The organism is Nocardia canadensis, assembly GCF_032656385.1.
GTDB classification, from domain to species: Bacteria; Actinomycetota; Actinomycetes; order Mycobacteriales; family Mycobacteriaceae; genus Nocardia; species Nocardia canadensis.
Window position 1 is genome coordinate 491,417 of the sequence record NZ_JAVCWB010000008.1, and the last position, 21,184, is coordinate 512,600.

Annotated in this window: 9 protein-coding genes; 6 read left to right on the forward strand and 3 right to left on the reverse strand. The window is 71.6% G+C overall.

The window, feature by feature from the left end:
* Positions 1-136: 136 nt before the first annotated feature.
* The 3 genes from Q7X29_RS16045 to Q7X29_RS16055 are packed head-to-tail and all read left to right on the forward strand — an operon-like array spanning position 137 to position 13,796.
* Positions 137-10,213, forward strand: coding sequence for an HAD-IIIC family phosphatase (locus tag Q7X29_RS16045; RefSeq protein WP_316574564.1), 10,077 nt, complete (start codon positions 137-139; stop codon positions 10,211-10,213).
* On the forward strand, positions 10,210-12,735 hold the full coding sequence (locus tag Q7X29_RS16050; RefSeq protein ID WP_316574565.1) for a thioester reductase domain-containing protein: 2,526 nt from the start codon (positions 10,210-10,212) through the stop codon (positions 12,733-12,735). Before Q7X29_RS16045 ends, Q7X29_RS16050 begins: the two co-directional genes overlap by 4 nt.
* Positions 12,732-13,796: an alpha/beta hydrolase gene (locus tag Q7X29_RS16055; RefSeq protein WP_316574566.1), complete on the forward strand. Its 1,065-nt coding sequence runs from the start codon at positions 12,732-12,734 to the stop codon at positions 13,794-13,796. Before Q7X29_RS16050 ends, Q7X29_RS16055 begins: the two co-directional genes overlap by 4 nt.
* On the opposite strand, the gene Q7X29_RS16060 is transcribed toward Q7X29_RS16055, so the two are convergent.
* The gene (locus tag Q7X29_RS16060) at positions 13,779-14,783 is read right to left on the reverse strand and encodes a Gfo/Idh/MocA family protein (RefSeq protein WP_218717813.1); all 1,005 of its coding nucleotides are present in this window, start codon (positions 14,781-14,783) and stop codon (positions 13,779-13,781) included. The genes Q7X29_RS16055 and Q7X29_RS16060 overlap by 18 nt on opposite strands.
* A 41-nt stretch (positions 14,784-14,824) precedes the next feature.
* Between Q7X29_RS16060 and Q7X29_RS16065 the strand changes: the two genes are divergently transcribed.
* On the forward strand, positions 14,825-16,114 hold the full coding sequence (locus Q7X29_RS16065; protein ID WP_316574567.1) for a glycosyltransferase: 1,290 nt from the start codon (positions 14,825-14,827) through the stop codon (positions 16,112-16,114).
* Between the two features lie 13 nt (positions 16,115-16,127).
* Positions 16,128-17,330: a glycosyltransferase gene (locus Q7X29_RS16070; protein ID WP_316574568.1), complete on the forward strand. Its 1,203-nt coding sequence runs from the start codon at positions 16,128-16,130 to the stop codon at positions 17,328-17,330.
* 6 nt (positions 17,331-17,336) lie between these two features.
* On the opposite strand, the gene Q7X29_RS16075 is transcribed toward Q7X29_RS16070, so the two are convergent.
* On the reverse strand, positions 17,337-19,802 hold the full coding sequence (locus Q7X29_RS16075) for an FAD-dependent monooxygenase (RefSeq protein WP_316574569.1): 2,466 nt from the start codon (positions 19,800-19,802) through the stop codon (positions 17,337-17,339).
* A gap of 123 nt (positions 19,803-19,925) precedes the next feature.
* On the opposite strand from Q7X29_RS16075, the gene Q7X29_RS16080 reads away from it, so the two are divergent.
* Positions 19,926-20,495 carry a TetR/AcrR family transcriptional regulator gene (locus tag Q7X29_RS16080; protein WP_316574570.1) on the forward strand — a complete coding sequence of 190 codons (570 nt, stop codon included), beginning with the start codon at positions 19,926-19,928 and terminating at the stop codon, positions 20,493-20,495.
* A gap of 43 nt (positions 20,496-20,538) precedes the next feature.
* Here the strand turns inward: Q7X29_RS16080 and Q7X29_RS16085 are convergent, their stop codons facing one another.
* Positions 20,539-21,183 (reverse strand): dihydrofolate reductase family protein, encoded by a 645-nt coding sequence (locus Q7X29_RS16085; RefSeq protein WP_316574571.1) that lies wholly within the window; start codon positions 21,181-21,183, stop codon positions 20,539-20,541.
* Position 21,184 lies beyond the last annotated feature (1 nt).

Sequence of the window (21,184 nt, forward strand, 5' to 3'; positions counted from 1 at the left end):
GCGGTGTCGGAAGTTCGATGCCCCCAATTATCGGGGCTCACCATGCCGTGGTCGATGTTCACGACTCCCGCTGCATGCTCGCGCGGCCGCTATTGTGGGCGCAGTCAGTGGGTTCCACGGTCAGAGGAAGTAGTTCGTGCTCAACACTTTCGTCGACACATTGTTCGCCCAGGTCGAGAATCGACCGGCCGAGGTGGTGTATCGGTTCTTGGACAATGGTGACGTCGATGGTGTCGTGCGCGAATTGTCCTATGCCGAACTGGGGCGGCGAGCACGCGCCATCGGAGCGGTCCTGCAGGATCGCGCGCCGCGGCGCGCGCTGCTGCTCTACCCGGCCGGGCCCGAGTTCGCCGAGGCGTTCTTCGGTTGTCTGGCCGCCGGTGTGGTGGCGGTGCCCGCGCCGCTGCCGGAGTGGGAGAACCGGTCGCTGCGGCGCTTGCGGCGGATGGTGGCCCACGCCGAGGTCGACATCGTTCTGGCGCCGCGCCGGATCCTCGCGGACGCGGCGGCGCTGGGCGTGGAGATCCCGGAATTGGCCGGGGTGCCGTGGCTGTCGACCGACGACCTGCCCAGCGCGGCCGCCCTGCGCTGGCGCGAACCCGAGCTGCGACCCGACTCGGTGGCGTTCCTGCAATACACCTCCGGCTCGACCAGCGCGCCACGTGGCGTGGTGCTCACCCACGCCAACCTGCTGCACAACCAGGCGGCGCTGACCGCCGGACTCGGGCACGACCGGATCGCCGACCACGACGGCGCGCTGTTCGCCAGCTGGCTGCCGATGTACCACGACATGGGACTCATCGCGCCGCTACTGCACACGGTGTATCGCGGGGCGCATTCGGTGCTGATGTCGCCGCTGCACTTCTTGCAGCGGCCGCAACGGTGGCTGCGCGCGATCTCCACCTATCGCGCGCACACCAGCGGCGGACCGAATTTCGCCTACGAGCTGTGCCTGCGCCGGATCGCGCCCGAGCAGCTCGACGACCTGGACCTGAGCTCGTGGCGGGTCGCGTTCAACGGCTCCGAACCCGTGCGGGCGGGCACTGTACGCCGCTTCGCCGACACTTTCGCGCGCGCCGGATTCCGCGCGACGGCCCAGCAGCCGGTCTACGGCCTGGCCGAGGCCACCCTGATCGTCACCGCGCCGGCCACCACCACCGCCGCGCCGACGATCGTGCCCATCACCGGAAGTCCTACGCGCGGTGGCGAACTCGTCGGCGTCGGGAGCGCGGTGCCGGGAATCTCGGTGGCCGTCGTCGATCCGGAGCGCGGAACCGAGCGCGGCGAGGGGGAGGAAGGCGAGATCTGGGTGGCGGGCGGCAGCGTCTCGGCGGGCTACTTCCGGGACGCGGCGGCCACCGCCGAGGTCTTCGGGGCCGCGCTACCCGGACGCGACGAGAAGTTCTTGCGTACCGGCGATCTGGGATTTCTCTCCGCCGGTGAGCTTTTCGTCACGGGCAGGCGCAAGGATCTGGTGATCGTGGATGGGCGCAACCACTATCCGCAGGACATCGAGGCCACCGTCGAGGCGGCGCACCGCGGGGTGCGCGCGGGGTGCGTGGCGGCCTTCGCTGTCGATCTCGACGGCGAGCAGCCGGTGGTCGTGGCGGAGGTGCGCGAGACCGATCCCGCCGAACTGTCCGCGATCGAAGGCGCCGTGCGGGCCGCGGTGGCGACCGAGCACGGGCTCACGTTGGCCGCGGTGCTGTTGATCCGTTCGGGCACGATCTTCAAGACCAGCAGCGGGAAGATCCAGCGCTCGGCGTGCCGGTCGGCCTATCTGTCCGGCGAATTGCTCACGCTGCTGGCGGGACCTGGGCGCTCACCGGAAGGGGAGTGTGCCGACGGCGAGCCGGTCGACGCGCCCGTGGCCGCCGAACCCGCGTCGGCACTGTCGGCGGAAGCGGTGCGGGACTGGCTCGTGACCGCGATCGCCCGGCAGGCGCTGCTGGACCCCGAGCGGATCGACGTGCACCGCCCGCTCGTCGAATTCGGTTTGGGCTCGGCCGATCTGGTGGAACTGGTGGTGGACCTGTCGGACTTCGCCGGCCGCTTCATCGACACCAATCTGTTCTTCGACCATCCCACGATCGACGGTGTCGCCACCGTGCTGACGGCACCGACGCAGGACGCGCCCGCGCCGTCCCCGGTAGTCGACGCGGCGGCGAGCGAGGACAGCGACGACGACGGGATCGCGATCATCGCCATGTCCTGCCGGTTCCCGGGCGCCGCCGATTCCCCCGAGGCGCTGTGGCGGCTGCTCGACAGCGAGGCCGACGGGCTGGGCGAGGTGCCGCCGGGCCGCTGGGACATCGACGGCCTGTACAACCCGGACACCTCCGCGACCGGCACGGCGTATACGTTCCGTGGTGGGTACGTCGACGGGATCGACCGCTTCGACGCCGCGTTCTTCGGCATCGGCCCGCGCGAAGCGGCGGTCATGGACCCGCAGCAGCGGATGATGCTGCAGCTGGCCTGGGAGGCCATCGAGCGGTCGGGGCGTGATCCCCGGACCCTGCACGGCAGCGCCACCGGCGTGTACCTGGGTGTGTACAGCACCGGGTATCTGGCCGATCCCGCGCCCGAACAGCTGAACGGTCAAGTGGGGACGGGGCTTTCGCCCAGCGTCGCCTCGGGGCGGATCTCCTACACGCTGGGGTTGCACGGTCCGGCCGTCACCCTGGACACGGCGTGCTCGTCCTCGATCGTGGCGATGCACCTGGCGATGCAGGCGCTGCGATCGGGGGAGTGCGATCTCGCCCTGGCGGGCGGCGCCACCCTGCTCATGTCACCGGTCGCCCATATCGAGCTGTGCCGGTTGGGTGTGCTGTCGCCGACCGGCCGGTGCGCGCCGTTCTCGGCCGACGCCGACGGAACCGTGTGGGCCGAAGGCGCGGGCATGGTCCTGCTGAAGCGGCTGAGCGACGCGCACCGCGACGGTGATCGGGTGCTGGCGGTCGTGCGGGGGTCCGCGGTCAACCAGGACGGCCGCAGTCAGGGGCTGAGCGCACCCAATGGCGCTGCGCAGGAACAGGTCCTGCGCGCGGCGTTGCGCGCGTCGGGGCTGGCGCCGCACGACATCGACTATGTGGAGGCGCACGGTACGGGGACCGCGCTGGGCGATCCGATCGAGGCTCGGGCCCTGGCACGGGTGTACGGACCCGGGCGTGATCCGGGGCGGCCGCTGGGGGTCGGGTCGCTGAAGTCGAACCTCGGTCACACCCAGGCCGCGGCGGGCGTGGCCGGTGTCATCAAGTTGGTGCTCGCGCTCGAACACCAGCGCATTCCGGCCACCGTGAACGTGGATGTGCCCTCGCCCCATGTCGATTGGGAGCGCAGCGGGGTCGCCGTCCACGGACAGACGGCGCCGTGGCGACGCGGCGACCGGCCGCGCCGGGCCGGAGTGAGCGCCTTCGGGTTGAGCGGCACGAACGCGCACCTGATTCTCGAGGAACCCGCGCCGGTCCCCGCACCCGCGGAATCCGGCCCGGCGACGTCGGTGGCGCTGCTGCCGATCTCGGCGCGCAGCGAACGATCACTGCACGGGCAGGCCGAGCGGCTGCTGGAGTTCGTGCTGGCCGATCCCGGTGCCGAACCGTGGGCCGTGTCGCGTGCGCTGACCACAGAACGCACGCAGTTCGAGCGCCGCGCCGTCCTGGTGGCCACTGATCGGGACGAGATGGTCGGCGCGCTGCGCGACCTGGTCGAGAGGCGGGCTTCGGCGAATGTGGTGGTGGGCGACGGGCCGGTGCTGACCACCGCCAAGACCGCCTTCGTCTTCCCCGGGCAGGGCATGCAGTGGGTCGGCATGGCCCTGGACATGCTGGCGGCCTCGGTGGCGTTCCGCACGGAATTCGACCTGTGCGACAAGGCGTTCGGTGCGCATCTCGGCTGGTCGCTGACCGACCGGCTGGCCACCTCGACCCCCGCCGACCTCGTCGATTTCCCTGTCGTCCAGCCACTGCTGTTCGCGACCATGGCCGCGCTGGCCGCCACCTGGCGGGCGGCGGGCGTCGTCCCGGATGCCGTGCTCGGGCACAGCCAGGGCGAGATCGCGGCCGCGTATTGCGCGGGCGTGCTGGCTCTCGACGATGCCGCGCGGATCGTCGTCACCCGCAGCCGCCTGATGCAGGCCATCGACGAGCCCGCGGCCATGGCGATGATCGGCCTGCCCGAGGCCGAGGTCGCCGCGCGGCTGCTCGCCTACGACGGCCGGGTGTCGATCGCGGCGGTCAATATCCGGCGCTCGACCATCGTCGCCGGTGAGCAGGCCGCCGTGGCCGAACTGCTCGCCGAACTCGACGGCGCGGGTATCTACACCCGGCTCGGCGCCTCGGGTCCCGGTCTCGCCGGGCACTGCCGGATCATCGAGGAGATCCGTTCGGACCTGACCACGCAGTTGGCCGAGACGACCGCGCACGTGCCCACCACCCCGTGGTATTCGACGGTGACCGGCGAACCGGTGACGACCGCGCCGACGGGACCGGACTACTGGTACCGCAACGCTCGCGAGACCGTGCGCTTCGCGGCCACCGTCGAGCGGATGGTCGGCGACGGCTTCCGCTACTTCGTGGAACTCGGCGCGCATCCGTCGTTGACGGCCGCCGTGCGCACGGTGTCGGAGGAGCTCGGGCGCGACGTGATCGCCGTCGGTTCGCTGGTACGGGATCAGGACGGGCCGAAAGCGCTGGCCCGATCGCAGGCGGTGCTGTACGCGGCCGGCCACGATCTGGACTGGACCAGGCTGGCCCCCGGCCCCGGCCGGATCGACCTGCCCACCTACGCGTTCGACGAGCGGCGATTCTGGACCGACAGCGGCCACCGCGCCACGGGCGCGAGCGGCCTCGACGACATCACGCATCCGCTGCTCGGCGCCGTGGTCGCGCACCCGGAGTCTGGTGGGGTCACCCTCACCGGACGACTGTCCCGGGCCCGGCATCCCTGGGTCGCCGATCACGCGGGACCCTCTGCCGTTCTGGTGCCCGGCGCGGCACTGGTCGAATGGGCGATCCGCGCCGGTGACGAGGTGGACTGCCCGGTCGTGCGGGAACTGGTGTTGCGGGCCCCGCTGCTGGTCCCCGAGCGCGCCGCCGTGCAGATCCAGGTGGTCGTCGGTGGCGCCGACGCCGAGCACCGGCGCACCGTGCGCGTCTACGCCCGCGACGAGCACGATCCGGACGCGCAGTGGACAGTGCACGCCGACGGGCTGCTCGCGGAGGAACCGGGAGTCGCACCGGCACAGCTGGATTCGTCGGTGTGGCCTCCGACCGGTGCGGAGTCCGTCGATGTCGGCGAACTCTACGATCGGCTGTTCGCCCGAGGTCATCGGTACGGGCCGGTGTTCCGGGCGATGCGTGCCGCCTGGCGAGGCGACGACGACCTGTTCGTCGACGTCGAACTGCCCGAGCAGGCACACGACGACGCGGCCGCCTTCGGCATCCACCCCGCCCTGCTCGACGCCGCCCTGCACGCCACCGCGCTGTTCGCGAGCGACGGCGAGCACGCGCTGCTGCCGTTCGTCTGGTCCGATGTCGTGCTGTCGGCGACCGGCGCGACCGCGCTGCGGGTGCGGCTCACCCGGTCCGGACCGGACGCGGTCACGCTGACGGCGACGGATCGGACCGGCCGTCCGGTCGTGTCGGTGGGGTCGCTGCTGTCGCGTCCGGTCGACATCACCCGGTGGCAGGGGGCGTCACCGGCGGCGGCACTGCGTCGGCTGTACCGCCTGACCTGGACGCCGGTGGTACTGCCGACCGCGGCGGGGTCGTCGGAGGTGGTCGAGTGGCCCGCCCCCGGCGCGACGGTCGTGCTCGGCGTGCCCGAAGGGCGATCACCCAGCGCGGTGCACGCCACTGCCCGGGAGGTGCTGGCTCAGCTCCAGACCTTCCTCGGCGACCACCGTTTCGAGCGATCCACCCTCGTGGTGCGCACGCGCGGCGCGGTGGCCGAGAATCCGCCGGAGCTCGCCCGGATCGATTCCTCGGCGCTGCCCGCGTCCTCGATCAGCCCGGACCCCGCCGGTGCGGTCGTGTGGGGCCTGGTGCGTTCGGCCCAGTCGGAGAACCCCGGCCGGATCGTCCTGGTCGACTCGACCGACCCCGGCCTCGACTACCCGGCGCTGCTGACCACCGGCGAGCAGCAGCTCCTCGTGCGAGACGGTCGCGCGTTCGTGCCGAGGCTGACCCGGCTGTCGGAGGTCGCCGAGACCACGCCGCCACGCCGGATCGCCCTGGACGACGGCGCGGTGCTGATCACCGGTGCGCCGGGCCGCCTCGGCTCGGCGCTCGCGCGCCACCTGGTCGACGCCTACGGTGCACGGAACCTGGTCCTGGTCAGCCGGCGCGGCCTCGACGGCCCCGGCGGGGTGCAGCTGCGGGCCGACCTCGAGCAGCGGGGTGCGCGGGTGCGGTTCGCCGCCGCTGACATCACCGACCGGTCCGCGCTGGCCGATCTGCTCGACGGGCTGCCACTGGCCGGTGTCGTGCACGCGGCATGTGTTCTCGACGACGCCACGATCGGCTCGCTCACCCCGGAGCGGCTGGCCGCGGTCCTACGCCCGAAAGTCGACGCGGCGCATCATCTGCACGAGCTCACCGCGGATCGTCCGCTGTCGATGTTCGTCCTGTTCTCCGCGGCGGGCGGCCTGTTCGGCACCCCGGGCCAGGCCAACTACGCGGCTGCCAACGCCTATCTCGACGCGCTCGCCGCGCATCGCCGGTCGCTCGGTCTTCCCGCGCAGGCCCTGGCCTGGGGCGCTTGGGAAGTCGACATGCACGACCACCTGGCTCGTGCCGATATCGCGCGCATCGCCCGCGCCGGTGTCCGCGCGTTCGCCGTCCCCGACGGGATGGCGTGTTTCGATGCCGCACTCGCACAGGGTGATTCGCTACTGGTACCGCTGCTGCTGGACACCGCCGTGCTTCGCGGGTCGGCGGCGGTTCCTCCGTTGCTGCACGGGCTGGTCCGGCGGGCGCCCCGCCGTGCCGTGGCCGAGCGCGCGACCGTCGACGCGGCGGTGAGCTCGCGTTTCGCCGACGAACTGCGCACCGCCCCCCGCGCCGAAGCGATCGCCACCGCCACGGCCGCGCTGGCCGGGTGGACGGGCGAAGTCCTCGGCCACAGCGGCACCGAGACGGTCGACGTCGCGACGTCGTTCCAGAGCCTCGGCCTGGATTCGCTGATGGCGGTGGAACTGCGGAACAAGGTGCGCGAGCACACCGGAATCGCGGTGCCCCTGGGCACGATCCTCGCCGAGCAGAGCCTGACCGATCTCGCGGGGTATCTCGTGGACGAAGTCGGCCGTCGCCACGGCGACAGCACCGATGCCGTGGCGGTCGAGGTCCCCGAGGTCGAGGTGCTGCCGGTGACCCGGGACATGATGCGGCTGCTGCGCACCGAACAGCTCGGCATTCCGAGCGCCGCGCAGACCGGTGGCGTCGCCGTCCGGGTGCCGGTACCGGTCACCCGGGCGCAGCTGGAGTCCGCTGTCGGCAGGCTCGCCCGGCGCCATGCCGCCTTGCGTACCACCATCCGGCCCAGCGAGGCCCACGGCCGCGAGCTGGCCATCCGTCGCGAGGCCGAGCTGTCGGTGGGGTGGCGCGTGCTGGAACGACTCGAGGACGCCGTCGTCGAACAACACTTCCGCGCCCTGATGGCGCTGCCGTTCGATCCGGCGACCGGCCCGCTGTGGCGTTTCGAACTGCTCGATGCCGGATCGGCCGGTCAGGTGCTGCTGTTCGGCGCGCACCACGGCATGAGCGATGTGCAGTCGATGCTGCTGGTCGCGGGCGAACTCGCGACCGAGCTGTCCGGTGTCCCGCTCGACGACACCGTCACCAACCGGGACCTGCACCAGCTGCTCACCGCACAGCCGAGCCGACGCGACGACACCGCCGTGGCCCGCTGGGGCGCCGCCTTCGCCGGGGCGCGGCGACTCGAGCTGACGCTCGCCCGGCCCCGACCGACCGAGCGCACCTACGGCGCCGGAGCTGTGGCCCTGGACCTGCCGGACGGACTGCACGACCGGGTAGCCGATCGGGCACGCGAGCTCGGGATCACCCCGGCCGCGCTGTTCCTCGGCGCGCTGACCGTCGCCCTGGCCCGGCGGCAACAGGTCGAGCGGTTCGCGCTCGCGGTGCCGGTCGACACTCGTATGCACGCGGACGCGACCGACGCGGTCGGATATTTCGGGGTGCCCGTGCCGTTCCCGGCGGAGGTGGCCGACGGCGATCGCGTCGCCGATGTCCTGCGCCGCACCGCCGACCGGCTCCGCACCCTCCTCGCGCCGGGCGCCGGCTTCGCCGAGGTGCTGGCCGCCCTGGCCGGGGAAGGGCTGTACCGGGACAACGCGCCGATGGTCGAGGTCTACTTCAACTATCTGCGCGCCAACTCCGCGGTGGCCACCGCGGAGATCGTCCCGGTGAGCACCGGCTTCTCGGATCTCGATCTGATGATCGCGGTGCTGCCGGATACCGATCAGGTGTGGTTCACGTACAACACCGACATCATCGACGCGCCGACCTGTGCCGAGTTCGGCAGGTACTACCTCGATGTCGTCGCTGCGGCGGTCGCCGATCCCGGCGCGCCCGCCGGGACGGAAAGTGCCGGGCCGCAGTCGGAGTCCGGTCCGCGGGTCGCGCTCGGCGCGACCTTCGCGCTGGGGCGGCTGCCCGAACTGCTCGCGGCCGCCGCGGACACGGCGCTCACCGTCGCCGAGGCGCCCTATCACCAGGTGCTGTCGTGTCTGCGTGACCCGTCGGGCGTGTTCGCGCAGCCGTCGACCGAGATCGGCATCGTGCTGGTCCGTGCCACGGACCTGGAACGTTTCGGCGATCTCGGCGACGATGTCCTGCACGAGTTGGCCACCGCGTTCCCGTCGGCGATCACCGATGTCGTCGCGCGGACGCGTCGGCCGATCATCGTCGGCATCCTGCCCTCGTCTCGGCCCGCTCCGCGGTTCTCGGGCTGGGAGCGTGATGTCACCGAACGGCTGCGGGAGGCGCCCGGCGTCGCACTGCTCGAGCCTTCGGACTGGAGTCGATTCCACGCGGTCGAGGCACCCTTCGACGAGCGCACCGAGATCCTCGCGCACCTGCCGTTCACGCCGGAGTTCCAGGCCGCGGTGGCGCTGACCCTGGCCGCGACCGTTACGGCAGTAGGCGAACCCGCGCCGAAGGTGATCGCCGTCGACGGCGACGACACGCTGTGGAGCGGAACGGCAGGCGAAAGCGGTGCCGCGGGAGTGCGTTTCGATGCGCCTCGGCTGGCCTTGGCCGCCAGGCTGCGGCACTGGCGCGACGCGGGCACCCTGCTGGTGCTGGTGACCAACAACGACGACGACATCGTCCGCGCGATCCTCGAGCGTCCGGACAGTCCGTTGCGCCCTGCGGATTTCGCCGTGGTCTCGACGGGATGGGACGCCAAGCCGGGGCGCTTGGCCGCCGTCGCCGACTCGCTGCGACTGGGGCTGGACACTTTCTGCTATCTCGACGACAACCCCGTGGAGATCGCGCGGATGCGCGCCGAACTCCCGGAAGTCCTCGCCGTGACCTGCCCGCCCGCCGACGAACTCCCGTCGTTGCTCACCCGCCTGTGGCCACTCGTTCCGCTCGCCACGACCGCCGAGGACCGGAGCCGGGCCGAGTTCTACCGTCAGGAGTCCGCCCGCGACATCGCGCGCGCGGGGGTCGAGTTCGAGCAGTTCCTCGACGAGCTCGACCTGGTGGTGAACATCGAGGCGCTCACCGACGACTCCGCCCCCCGGGCCCACCAGCTCGTGCGCCGGACCACCCAGTTCACCCTCGCCGCCGTCACCGTCGACGACCTGGATCGCTGGCGCACCGAGGGTGAGGTGTGGACCGCCACCGCGCGCGACCGGTTCGGTGACTACGGCTTGATCTCCGTGCTCGCGCTGCGCGTGGACGGTGACAGTCTGCGCGTCACCGGCTGGCAGCTCAGCTGCCGGGCCCTGGGTCGCGGTGTGGAGGAGCGGCTGCTGCATTGGGTCGCCGACCGGGCCGAGGCGCTGGGCTGTGCGACTGTCCGCATGACGGTCGACAACACCGCCCGCAACACCCCCGCCCGCCGCCTGGCCGCGCGCCTGCACGGGCACGACATCCACGACGACGCGCAGAAGGTGTCGACGACACCGGAACGGTTGCGCGCGTTCCGTTCCTGGCACACCCCGGTGCCCGCCGGAGAGGTGCCCGAATGACGAGTCAGGACGCAGTGACCGGTCCCCGCAATCCCGCCGTCGACCGCCGCGCCCGCGGCGAGTCGATCGACAGTGGCGCCGCGGGAATGGATGTCGCCGCACTGCTGGCTCGTGTCGGCGTCCGCAATGGTGCCGGGGTGGCGACCGGCCGCCCGCAGACCGCCGAGTCGGGCAGTGGTCCCGTGCCCGGTATCGCGGAGTCGGGCGGTAGTGGCGCGGCGGAGCAGGGCGTTGCGGAGTCCGGCGGTGGGCACGGGACCGAGCCTGGCGCTGCGAAGTCCAGCGGTAGCGGGGTGACCGAGCCCGGCATAGCGGGGTCCGGCAGTAGCGTCGGCGCGACGGGGTCCGGTGCCTCGGGGTCGACCGGCCGCGAGACACCGGAGGGGATCGCCTCGGGGCGCAGTGCCCTGGTGACCGGCACCGACGCCGACGAGTTGGCCCTCGCGATCGCCGCCCTGGCCGCCCGTTTCGCCGATTCGCCGGTCGGCGTCGATACCGACTTCTTCGACGCGGGCGGCACATCCATCGCGGCCGTCGAACTGGTCGCGGCCTTGGCGCGCGAGCTGGATGTCCAGCTCGACCTGGACACGGTGTTCTTCGATGCGCGACCGCGTCGGCTGGCCCAGCGGTGGCTGGCCGAAACAGCCGACCGGACCGCGACAGCCACCGAATCCGTCGCACCGTCGAAGGTGGCGCCGCCCACATCCCCGGATATCCCCGACACCGATGACCTGGCCCTGCTTTTCGCGGATCTGGCCGGGGCCGATCGCCTTCCGGTGGTCGCCGCGCCGGAGCGGGTGGTCCCGCGCCGGATCCTGCTGACCGGCGCGACCGGATTCCTCGGCAGTCACCTGCTACTGGACCTGTTGCGGCACAGCGACGCCCATGTCGTGTGCCTGGTCCGGGCCGACGACGATGCGGCCGCGACGCAGCGGCTCGAACACGCGCTGCGGCGCTACGCCCTGCCGTGGTCGCGGGAGATCCTGCGCCGGGTCACCCCACTGGCCGGGGACCTGCGCGCGTCCCGGCTCGGCCTGACCGACGCGCGCTGGGAATCGCTGGCCGCCGAGGTCGACGCGATCGTCAACGCGGGCGCCGCGGTCGACTTCCTGCGCGGCTATCCGTCGCTGCGCGGCACGAACGTCCACGGTCCGCTCACCCTGGCCGAGCTGGCCTGCACCACGCGGTCCAAACCGGTGCACCACATCTCGTCGCTGGCGGTGTTCAACGGCGCGACCGCCACGACGCTGGCCGAGGACGCGCCCACCGCGAATGTCGCCGCGCTGCCCATCGGCTACGACCGGTCGAAGTGGGCGGCCGAGGCGCTGCTGCGGCGGGCGGGCGAGCACGGGCTGACGGTGACCGTGCTGCGTCCGGGCGGAATCGGCGGTCATCCCGAGACCGGTGCCCACAATCCCCGCGACCTCAACACCGGAATCACCGCGGCCCTGCTGCGCTTGCGGACCGTGCCCGGCTTCCGGTACCTGAACGCGGCGCCGGTGGACTGGGTCAGCCGCGTCGCCGCGCAGATCGTGCTCACCCCGGACGCGTGGGGTCAGACCTACCATCTCACCGGTCCGCCCACCTCGCTCGACCAGATCATGGCCGAGACCACGCTGGGCGGCCTGGGTGTGCGCGTGCAGGACTGGGCGCAGTGGTGCGCGGATGTGGTGCGCGCGGTCGAGGACGAGGGTGTGGCGGAACTGGCGCCACTGGCCCAGGTGTTGGGCAGCCCCGTGGCCCGGCGACAGCTGGCGGCCATGGTGAACACCCCGCCCGCGACCGCGACCCGGACCGCGGCTTTCGTCGCCGCCCACGGATTGCCCGCACCCGCCGCCGCGGGCCCGGCGCGCGCCCGGATGCTCACCGCCATGGCGGCCATGGCCCCGGACAGCGAGCACCCCTACCTGCGCTTCTGCGAGACGCTCAGTGGAACCGTCACTCGCACAGGCGAATCGGCGCCGTTTTCGTGCGACCTGCGGCTGACACTGTCGGTGGCCGACAGCGCGCAGGTCTTCGCGGCGCGCACGCTCGACGTCACCGGCGAGCTCACCTGCCCCGCCCTGCACGCCGAACCGCTGCGCATCGAGGGCACCGCCACGGTCCGCCCGCACGATGGGATCCCGCTGGCCGACGACCTGCGGCACCCGATCATGCGGTACGACTTGACCCTGCGTGACGCGGCGGGCAGCACCTGGTGGTGGACCGGCTACAAGTTCGCCGCCGCCCGGCGCCGATTCGTCCGTCAGCTCGGCATCCAGGTCGTCGAGATAGGCCGCATCGGCGAACCCGGCGCCTACACCGGCGAGGTCGCCGTGCCGATGCACACCTACCTGCCCGACCAGATCGACGGCATCGAGATCGACCCGCGACTGCCCGAACGGCAACGGCGGCTGGCGAAGCTGCTGTGGCTGAGCTGGTTCGGCGGGCAGCTCGGCAAGAGCGTTATGGAGCCCATGCTGCGCGTCGGCATCGACCTGCTCGACCTGCGACGCGCCCTGCGGAAGGAGCGCCGCCGATGACCGAGTCCCCGGTGACCACCGAACCCGAGACGATCACGCTCCGCACCGCCGACGGCCTGGACCTGCGATTGCGCCGCGTCGGCCCCGACGGCGGGCCCGCGGTGCTGCTGGTGCACGGCCACGGGGTGTCCTCGGAGATGTTCGCGCTGACCGAGATCCGCAATCTCGTCGACGTTCTCGCCGACGCGGGCTACCAGTCGTGGCTGCTCGACTGGCGCGGCAGCAGCCGCCTGCCCTACAACGTCTCCGGCCCGCCGTACACCCTCGACGATGTCGCGCTCTACGACCTGCCCGCCGCGGTCGCCCGGATCCGGGATCACATCGGCGATCGACCGCTGTTCGCGGTGGCGCACTGCGTCGGCGCGCTGGCGCTGGCGCAGAGCCTGACCGCCGGCCTGCTGCCCGGATTGGCCGGTGTCGTCGCGCAGGGTGTCTTCCTCACCCCGAAGGTGAGCGCATCGACCCGGGTCCGGGTGCTGGTCGGCAGTGAACTGCTCGGCTCCCGCGTCGGCCACCTCGAATCCGACTTCCGCAAGGTCGGGCTGTGGTCGCGGCGCACCCTGCTCTACGCGGCCCTCTCACGCAAGGGGGACTGTCTCGATCCGACCTGCCGGATGGTCCACCACGGCTGGGGAATGGGCGCCGAGTTGTTCGCGCACGATCACCTCGACCCGCGTACCCACGACCGGCTGGCCGAGCTGTTCGGCGCGATTCCGCTGTGGGTGCTGCCGCACCTGCGGCAGATGGAACTGGCCCACGCGGTCGTGCGCTGGAACCTGTCCGACGACCGCTACCGGGCACTGCCCGAGAACGCGCTCGACCACGCCGACCGCATCGACTGCCCGGTACTGCTGCTGGCGGGCAGCCGCAACGCGGCCTGGCTCGATTCCAACCGGCTCTGTCACGAGGTACTGGCGGTGCGCAATCCCGGGCTCGATGTGCGCTACACCGAGATCCCGTCGTACGGGCACCTGGACACGTTCATCGGCCGTGGCGCGGCACTGGACGTGTTCGGGCACATCGTCGATTTCCTCGACGAGCGCTCAGCTGGGCAGGCGTAGTGGCAGCCCGGCGCAGCGGTAGATGGCATCGAGGACGGACATGGTGGTGATCGCGTCGTCCGCGGTGGTGGCCACCGGCGTCCCGCGCAAGACCGCGTCGGCGAAGGCGTCGAGTTGGTAGTCGTAGGACGGGCGGTGCGGGAAGCGGCGCACGCGCCTGCCCTGGTCGGAGCGGACCAGGAGCAGGTGTCCGTAGTGCGGCAGCACTGGGTTGAGCAGGCGCATCCGGCCGCGGTCGCCGACGACCGTCGCGCTGATGCGCAGCACGTCCGAGGACCACATCGAGCAGCTGATGCGCCCGGTGTGCCCGGCCGGGAACCGCAGTTCGGCCGTCATCGCCCGGTCGATCCGGGGGTCGTCGTGCAGCTTGGCCCGCGCGTCGACGACCTCGGGGTCCGGGCCACCGAGGACGCGGGCCATGTGCACGGCGTAGCAGCCCGCGTCCATCAGCGCGCCGCCGGCGAGGTCGTAGTCGTAGCGGATGTCGGAGAACTTCGGCAGCGGGAACGACAGCGCGGTCTCCACCCGTCGCAGCGTGCCGAGTTCGCCCGAGGCGACGATGTCCTCGGCGGCCCGGATCAGCGGGTGATAGCGATAGTGGAACGCCTCCATCACCACGCGACCGGAATCCCGTGCCAGCGCGGCGATCTCGCGGGCCTCGTCGGCGTTGGCGGTGAACGGCTTCTCACACAGCACGTGCTTGCCCGCCGCCACCGCGGCGCGGGTCCAGCGACCGTGCAGACCGTTCGGCAGCGGAATGTAGACGGCGTCGATCTCGGGAGCCTCCACCAGTTCCTGATAGTCGCCGTAGACGCGCGCGATCCGGTGCTTGCCGGCGAACCGCACCGCCCGGGCGCGATCGCGGGCGGCCACCGCCGTGACGGCGACCTCCGGATTGCGCTCGGCCGGACCCACGATCGCCGCGGGGGCGATGGCGGCGGCGCCGAGAATGCCGAGACGGAGCGCGGGGCGCGAAACTTCGGTCACGAGCAGACGGTAACAACAGATCACGAACGGAAGTCGAGAGTATGCGTATCGCCTTGCTGACAGCGGGAACCCGGGGCGATCATCAGCCCTATCTCGCCCTGGCCGACGAATTCGCCGCACGCGGCCACGCGGTGACGATCACCGCCACCGAGAACTACGCCGACGTGGTGCGGCGGTCGGGCTTCACCCCGCATGTCATCCCGTTCAACTCCGCCGAACTGCTGGAATCGCCCGCAGCCAAACGGGCCTTGTCCTCGGGCAAGACACTGCCGTTCGTGCGCATCATGCTCGACACGGTCGAGATCATGGCGGGCGAGCGCGGTGAGCGGATGCACCAGGTGCTCACCGAGGCGTGCGAGGGCGCCGAGGTGATCGTGTCGTGCGCCTCCACGCTGCCGTGGGCGATGGAGCGCGGCGAGAAGACCGGCCAGCGGGTGGTCGGCTGTCTGCCGTACCCGCTCGAGCGGACGCGCGAATTCCCGTCGTCGTTCATGGTCAAGAAGATGTTCGCGTCGCGGTGGTTACGGCTGGCCAGCTACGCGGGGTTCGAGTTCGCCTACGGGGTGGCCTATCGGCGGGTGGACCGGCGGGTCAGGGAACTGATGGAACTGCCGGGCGCGCCGCGCAATCCGTTCCGCCGCATGCGCGAGGACCGGATTCCCCTGGTGCACATGGTCAGTCCCGTGCTGCTGCCCAAGCCCGCCGACTGGCCCGAGCGTTCGACCGTCGTCGGCGCGCCGATCCTGCCGCCCCGGCTGCGCGGCGCCTGGGGGGAAGCCGACCTCGACCCGGTCCTGACCGCGTGGCTCGACGAGGGTGAGCCCCCGGTCTACTTCTGCCTGACCGGCATGCCGATCCTGGACCCCGTCGGCAGCTGTGATCTGATCGCCGAGGTGTGCCGTCGTCTCGGCGTCCGCGCCCTGGTGACGGTCAAGGGCGAGAGATACCCACGCGGAATCGGCTATGACCGGAACCTGTTCGTACTGGACTCCTTCGACTACGACCGGGTGCTACCGCGCTGCCGAGCGGTCGTCCACCACGGCGGCAGCGGCAACACCCATGATGTGCTGCGCGCCGGTCTACCCGCGGTGGTCATCGGGGTGCACAGCGACCAGTTCTTCTACGGCTGGCGGATCGCCGAGCTCGGCATCGGCGCGGACTTCCCGTATCCCGCGCTCACCGCGGACCGGCTCCACGACGCCCTGGTGCGCACGCTGACACCCGAAGCCCGCGACCGGGCAGCCGAACTCGGGCGCCTGGTCGCCGCCGAGAACGGTGTCGGGGCGGCCGCGGACGCGGTGGAACGGCTCGCCGTCGCGGCGACGGCCTGAGCCGGGCGAGCGCGTGCACGTCGCGATCTTCACCGACTTCCACCCGGACACCCTCGGCGGGGTGCAGACCGCCCAGCGCGCACTGTGCGACGGGCTGCGCGGTCTCGGTCACCGGGTGACCGTCTTCACCGCGCCCGCACCGGGTTCCGGGCACCCCGACGACGACACGGTGCTGCTGCGCACGGTGCCGCTGTCGATGAACAACGGTCTGCCCGTGGTCCTGCCGACCCCGGCCAACCGGCGTCTGCTCGACGCGGCGTTCGCCGCGCGCGGGCCGATCGACGTCGTCCACGCGCTGACCACCTACGGTGTCGGCATCGCCGGCGTGCGCGCCGCCCGCAGGCACGGTCTCCCGGTCGTGCAGAGCATGCAGAGCCGCGACGACGCGATGATCGAGAAGTACTCGCCGTCACCGTATCTCGCCGCACTGAGCATGCGACTGGTGCACGGCTGGTTCGTGCCTCTGCGCGGCACACCGCGCCACGACGGCGACAGCCGGACCACGCGCCTGGCCTGGCGTCCTCTGCTCGCCCAGGCGCAGGCGGCCGATCGGGTGGTGGTGCCGACCGACCACTTCGCCCGCAGGCTGGCCGCCCGTGGCGTCGACCGCCCGATCCAGGTGGTGTCCAACGGCATCGACGACGCGATGCTCGACCGCCTCCGCCGTGCCGATTCGCCGGCGGCCGACCCCGCGACGCCGCTGCGGGCCCTGTGGTGTGGACGGCTGTCGGCCGAGAAGCGCCCCCTCGCGGCGATCGCGGCGGTCGGTCTGGCCGAACACTGCACGCTCGATGTCTACGGTAGCGGCCCCCTCGCCGACCGGGTCGGTGCGGCGAGGGGGGCGGTGGGGGAGCGGGTGCGTCTGCACGGTGAGGTGGACCAGGCCGCCTGCCTGGCCGCCATGCGCACGCACGACGTCCTGCTGCTCACCTCCGATTGCGACACCCAGGGCATGGTGCTGCTGGAAGCCGTCGCGATGGGACTGCCGATCGTGTACTGCGATCCCGAACTGTCCGAGACCGTGCCCGCGGGCGGCGGCGTGCGCGCAGCCGATCCGACCGCGGCCGCGTTCGCCGAGGTGCTGACCGCCCTCGCCGGGGACCGCACGCGCCTGGAGGCGATGCGGCGGGTAGTGGCCGCGCACGGGGACGAGCCACGCCAATCCCGTCATCTCGACCGCCTCCTGTCGGTCTACCGTGCGGTGGCGCCGCGCTGATCGCCGTCAGCCGCCGAACCGGAGGGTGACCGCGTCGTCTTCGGCATGGGCCCGGCAGGCCAGCACCTTGCCCGCGGCGAGGTCGGCGGCGCTGATCGCCAGCAGGGGATCGTGATCCATCACGACCCTGCCCGAGCGCACCGAGGCCAGGCAGGTGCCGCAAGAGCCGCCGAGACAGGAATAGGGAAGGTCGTCGCGATACCGGACGGCGTCGCCGAGAATCGGGCGGCCCTGCGGCATGGTGAACACCAGATCGTCCCCGTGGCCGGTGAGCGTCACCTCGCAGGGCGGTGTAGGCGCCGGGGCCGCAGCGGGTTCCGGTGAGGATGTCGCGAACATCTCCACGTGCACCCGGTCGGCGGCGATCCCACGCTCGGACAGCGCCGACACGGTCGAGCGGGTGAGTTCGGCGGGCCCGCAGACGAACCAGTGATCGGCGTCGACGGCAGCGAGCGCCGCCGCGTCGATGCGACCGTGCCGATAGCGGACGTTCCCGGCACCGGTCGGCGGGTGTTGGCGGGACAGGTGGTGGACGATGCGCAACCGCTCCGGGAAACGGGTGCTCAACGCGGTCAACGCGTCGGCCAGCATGGTGCTGGTTCGGTCGCGGCTGCCGTAGTGCAGCGTGACCCGGCTCCCGGGCTCGTGGGCGAGCACCGACGCGATGATCGAGACGACGGGGGTGATGCCGCTGCCCGCCGCGACCGCCGCGTAGTGGTCGGCCCGATCGGGACACGGTGTGGCGGTGAATGTTCCGGTCGGCTCCGAGACGTGTAGCGGGGTGCCCACGGTGAGATGTTCGCGGGCGAAGTCCGAAAAGGCCCCGCCGTCCTGGTGTTTGACCGCGATACGTAACCGCCCGTCGCCGGGCGCATCGCACAGGGAATAGCTGCGGCGTACCGGTCGGCCGTGCTGGAGGCCACGGATCACGACGTGCTGCCCGGCGAGGTAGGAGTACCGGTTCGCCAGGTGATCGGGGACCGAGAATTCGATGAGGGTGCTGTCCGGCGTGTCCCGGCGCACCGAGGCGACCGGGAGCAGATGGAAGCCCTGCGCGGGCCCGGTCGGCAGCGGATCGAAGGCACTCGGCCGAGGCCGCGGTTCGGCGGTGGCTCGGGCGGATCGCAGCCAGTCGATCCCCAGTCCGACGGTGGCCCCGGCCGCGCCGAGCAGGACGCTCGGCGCGAACACGGCCGACGGGCGGTCCAGCAGACCCGCGATGCGTGAGATGCGTTGTCCCACTGTCGCATCGCGGGCGCCGATGGCGACGGCGACCTGCGCCAGCGAACCGATGGCGCGCAGTCGGGGTTCGCCCTGTGCGTCCACGTGCGGCATGGCCAGGTCGAACAGGCGGGTGATCATCCAGGCGTCGTCGACGGCGGCGGCCGCGGCGCGGAAGAAACGGGCGGCCAGCGCGTGGTCGCCCGCGGCGAGCACCCGGCGCAGTTCCAGCGCCTGCAGCGAGGACACCGTCATGCCCTGACCGAACGCGGGGCTGAAGCTGCACACCGCGTCGCCCAGCACGAGCAGGCCGTCCGGGAACCGGCGCAGATGCTCATAGCGGCGACGCAGATTGGCCAGGTAACGGTAGGTGCTGACCTCGCCGAGGGGTTGCGCGTCCACCAGCGCGCGACGCACGTCCGGCGGCGCGACCGAGGCGGCGAAACGCCAGAACCCGTCGGCGTCGGTGGGCGGATGGTCCCCGCCGTAGCCGATCAGCGTGAGGAGGTGCAGACCGTCCTCGATCGCGAACAAGGCGAGTCCGCGGGCGGGATCCCGGCCCGCGATCACGATTTCCTTGTCGCCGCCGATCGCCCCCGCGGGCAGCCGCAGATACCGGCTGGCATACATCATGTCGATCCGCAGGCCCTCCTCGGCGGGCCGCTGATAGCCCAGCTCGGCGAGCCAGTCGTCGATCGGGCCGTGGCGGCCGAGGCAGCTCACCACCAGGTCGGCGCCGAGCGCGCGGCGACCGCTGCCGTCCTCGGCGTCGACTCCGGTGACACGCGTGTTCGCCGCGTCGGCGATCAGCCCGTGAACGGTCGTGCGGTCCCGGATCTCGACGTTCGGCAGCGCGCGCACGCGGCGGCGCACCCGCCGTTCCAGGAACGGCCGACTGGCCTGGAGCAGCGAGTATCCGCTGTCGGACCGACGCAGGGTGTGCCCGGAGATGGTCATCCGCATCTCGCTCAGCGACCGGCACTCGACCGCGCCGTCGGCGAGCAGTTCCGCGGTGATGCCGGGAAACAGGCTTTCGATGTTCTGCTTGCCCCGGGCGAGCAGTGCGTGCACATGCCTGCCCTGCGGGACGCCTCGCCGATCGCCGGGTGCCGACAGATCGTCGCGTTCGAGCACGGTGACGCTGTCGAAGGCCTCGCTCAGGATCCGGGCGGTCAACAGCCCGGCCATGCTCGCTCCCAACACCACGGCATGGCCGCGTCGGCCCCGCCCGATGTCTGTCCTGGGGTTCATCTGTCCTCCGACTCCGTTGTCAGATCTCAGCGAACACCGGCGTCGTCGCCGTCACGAACTGAGACTCAAATGAAGATTAGTCTCAGTCGATGAGGCGTGGCAACCGTCGGTGTAGAAAGAGGCATGGCTTCCACGACCAGATCATCGGACGCGCTGCGCGTGGCGGCACTCGAGCTGATCGCCGAGAGCGGACTCGATTCGCTGACCCTGCTCGCGGTCGCCGAACGGGCCGGGGTCTCGCGTGCGACCGCCTATCGGGAGTTCGGTGACAAGGACGGGCTCGTGGCGGCGGTCGGGCGCAGCGAGGTCGCGACGATGGTCGCGGCCGCCTACGGCGCGATCGATCTGTTCGCGCCGCTACCCGACGTCGTACGCTCGGCCACCCTGTTCGCGTTGGGCTACCTGCGACAGCATCCGGCATTCCGCTACCTCCGGACCCACGAGCCCGCCTGGCTGCTCGACGTCGCCATCCAGCACGGCGACGCCGAACTGAATCTGGTCGAGACGGTCGCCGCGCTCGCCGCGCCGATCGTCGCCGCGCGGTCGGGCGAGGGCCTGGCCCTGCCGCCGGCGGCGGCGGCCGAGGTCGTGGTGCGCATCGTGCTCTCCCACGCGCTGATCCAGCACAGCGGGCTGACCGACGAGCAGATCGCCGACACGGCGACCCGGGCCGTCACCGTGGGTGGCCGATAGCCGCGAACTCGCTGATACCAGTACAGGAATATGTCGCAGGGGGTCAGCGCCGCCAGAAGAAGTGGTGCACCACTCCGCTCGGACTCGGCACCTGCTCGAGGTGGAAGCGGTCGGTGTACTCCTCGGGGCCGGTCCAGAATCGTTCTCCACGACCGAGTTCGACCGGGGCGACGACCACGTGCATGGTGTCGATCAGATCGGCCTCGAGGAACGCCCGGATGGTCGCGACTCCGCCCCCGATCCGGACGTCCTTGCCGTCGGCGGCCGCCATGGCCTGTGCGAGGGCGTCCTTCGGCGACGCGTCGACGAAGTGGAACGTGGTGTCGGACAGGGTGAACGACGGTCGAGGATGGTGGGTCAGCACGAAGACCGGGGTGTGGAACGGCGGTTCGTCGCCCCACCAGCCCTGCCAGTCCTGGTTCTCCCACGGGCCGCGCTGCGGACCGAACTTGTTGCGCCCCATGATCTCGGCGCCGATATTGATCGCGTAATCGCGGATGATGTAGTCGTCGAGGCCATAGGTGCCGCCGGGGTCGGTCCGATTGACCCAGTGCGCGGTGGCACCCGCCCAGGACATGAAGTCGGCGGGGTCGGCGTGGCCGAACGGGTGCTCGAGGCTCTGCCCCGCACCCGCGCCGTAGCCGTCGCGGGAGATCGAGAAGTTCTGAACGCGGACCAGCGGTGTCATC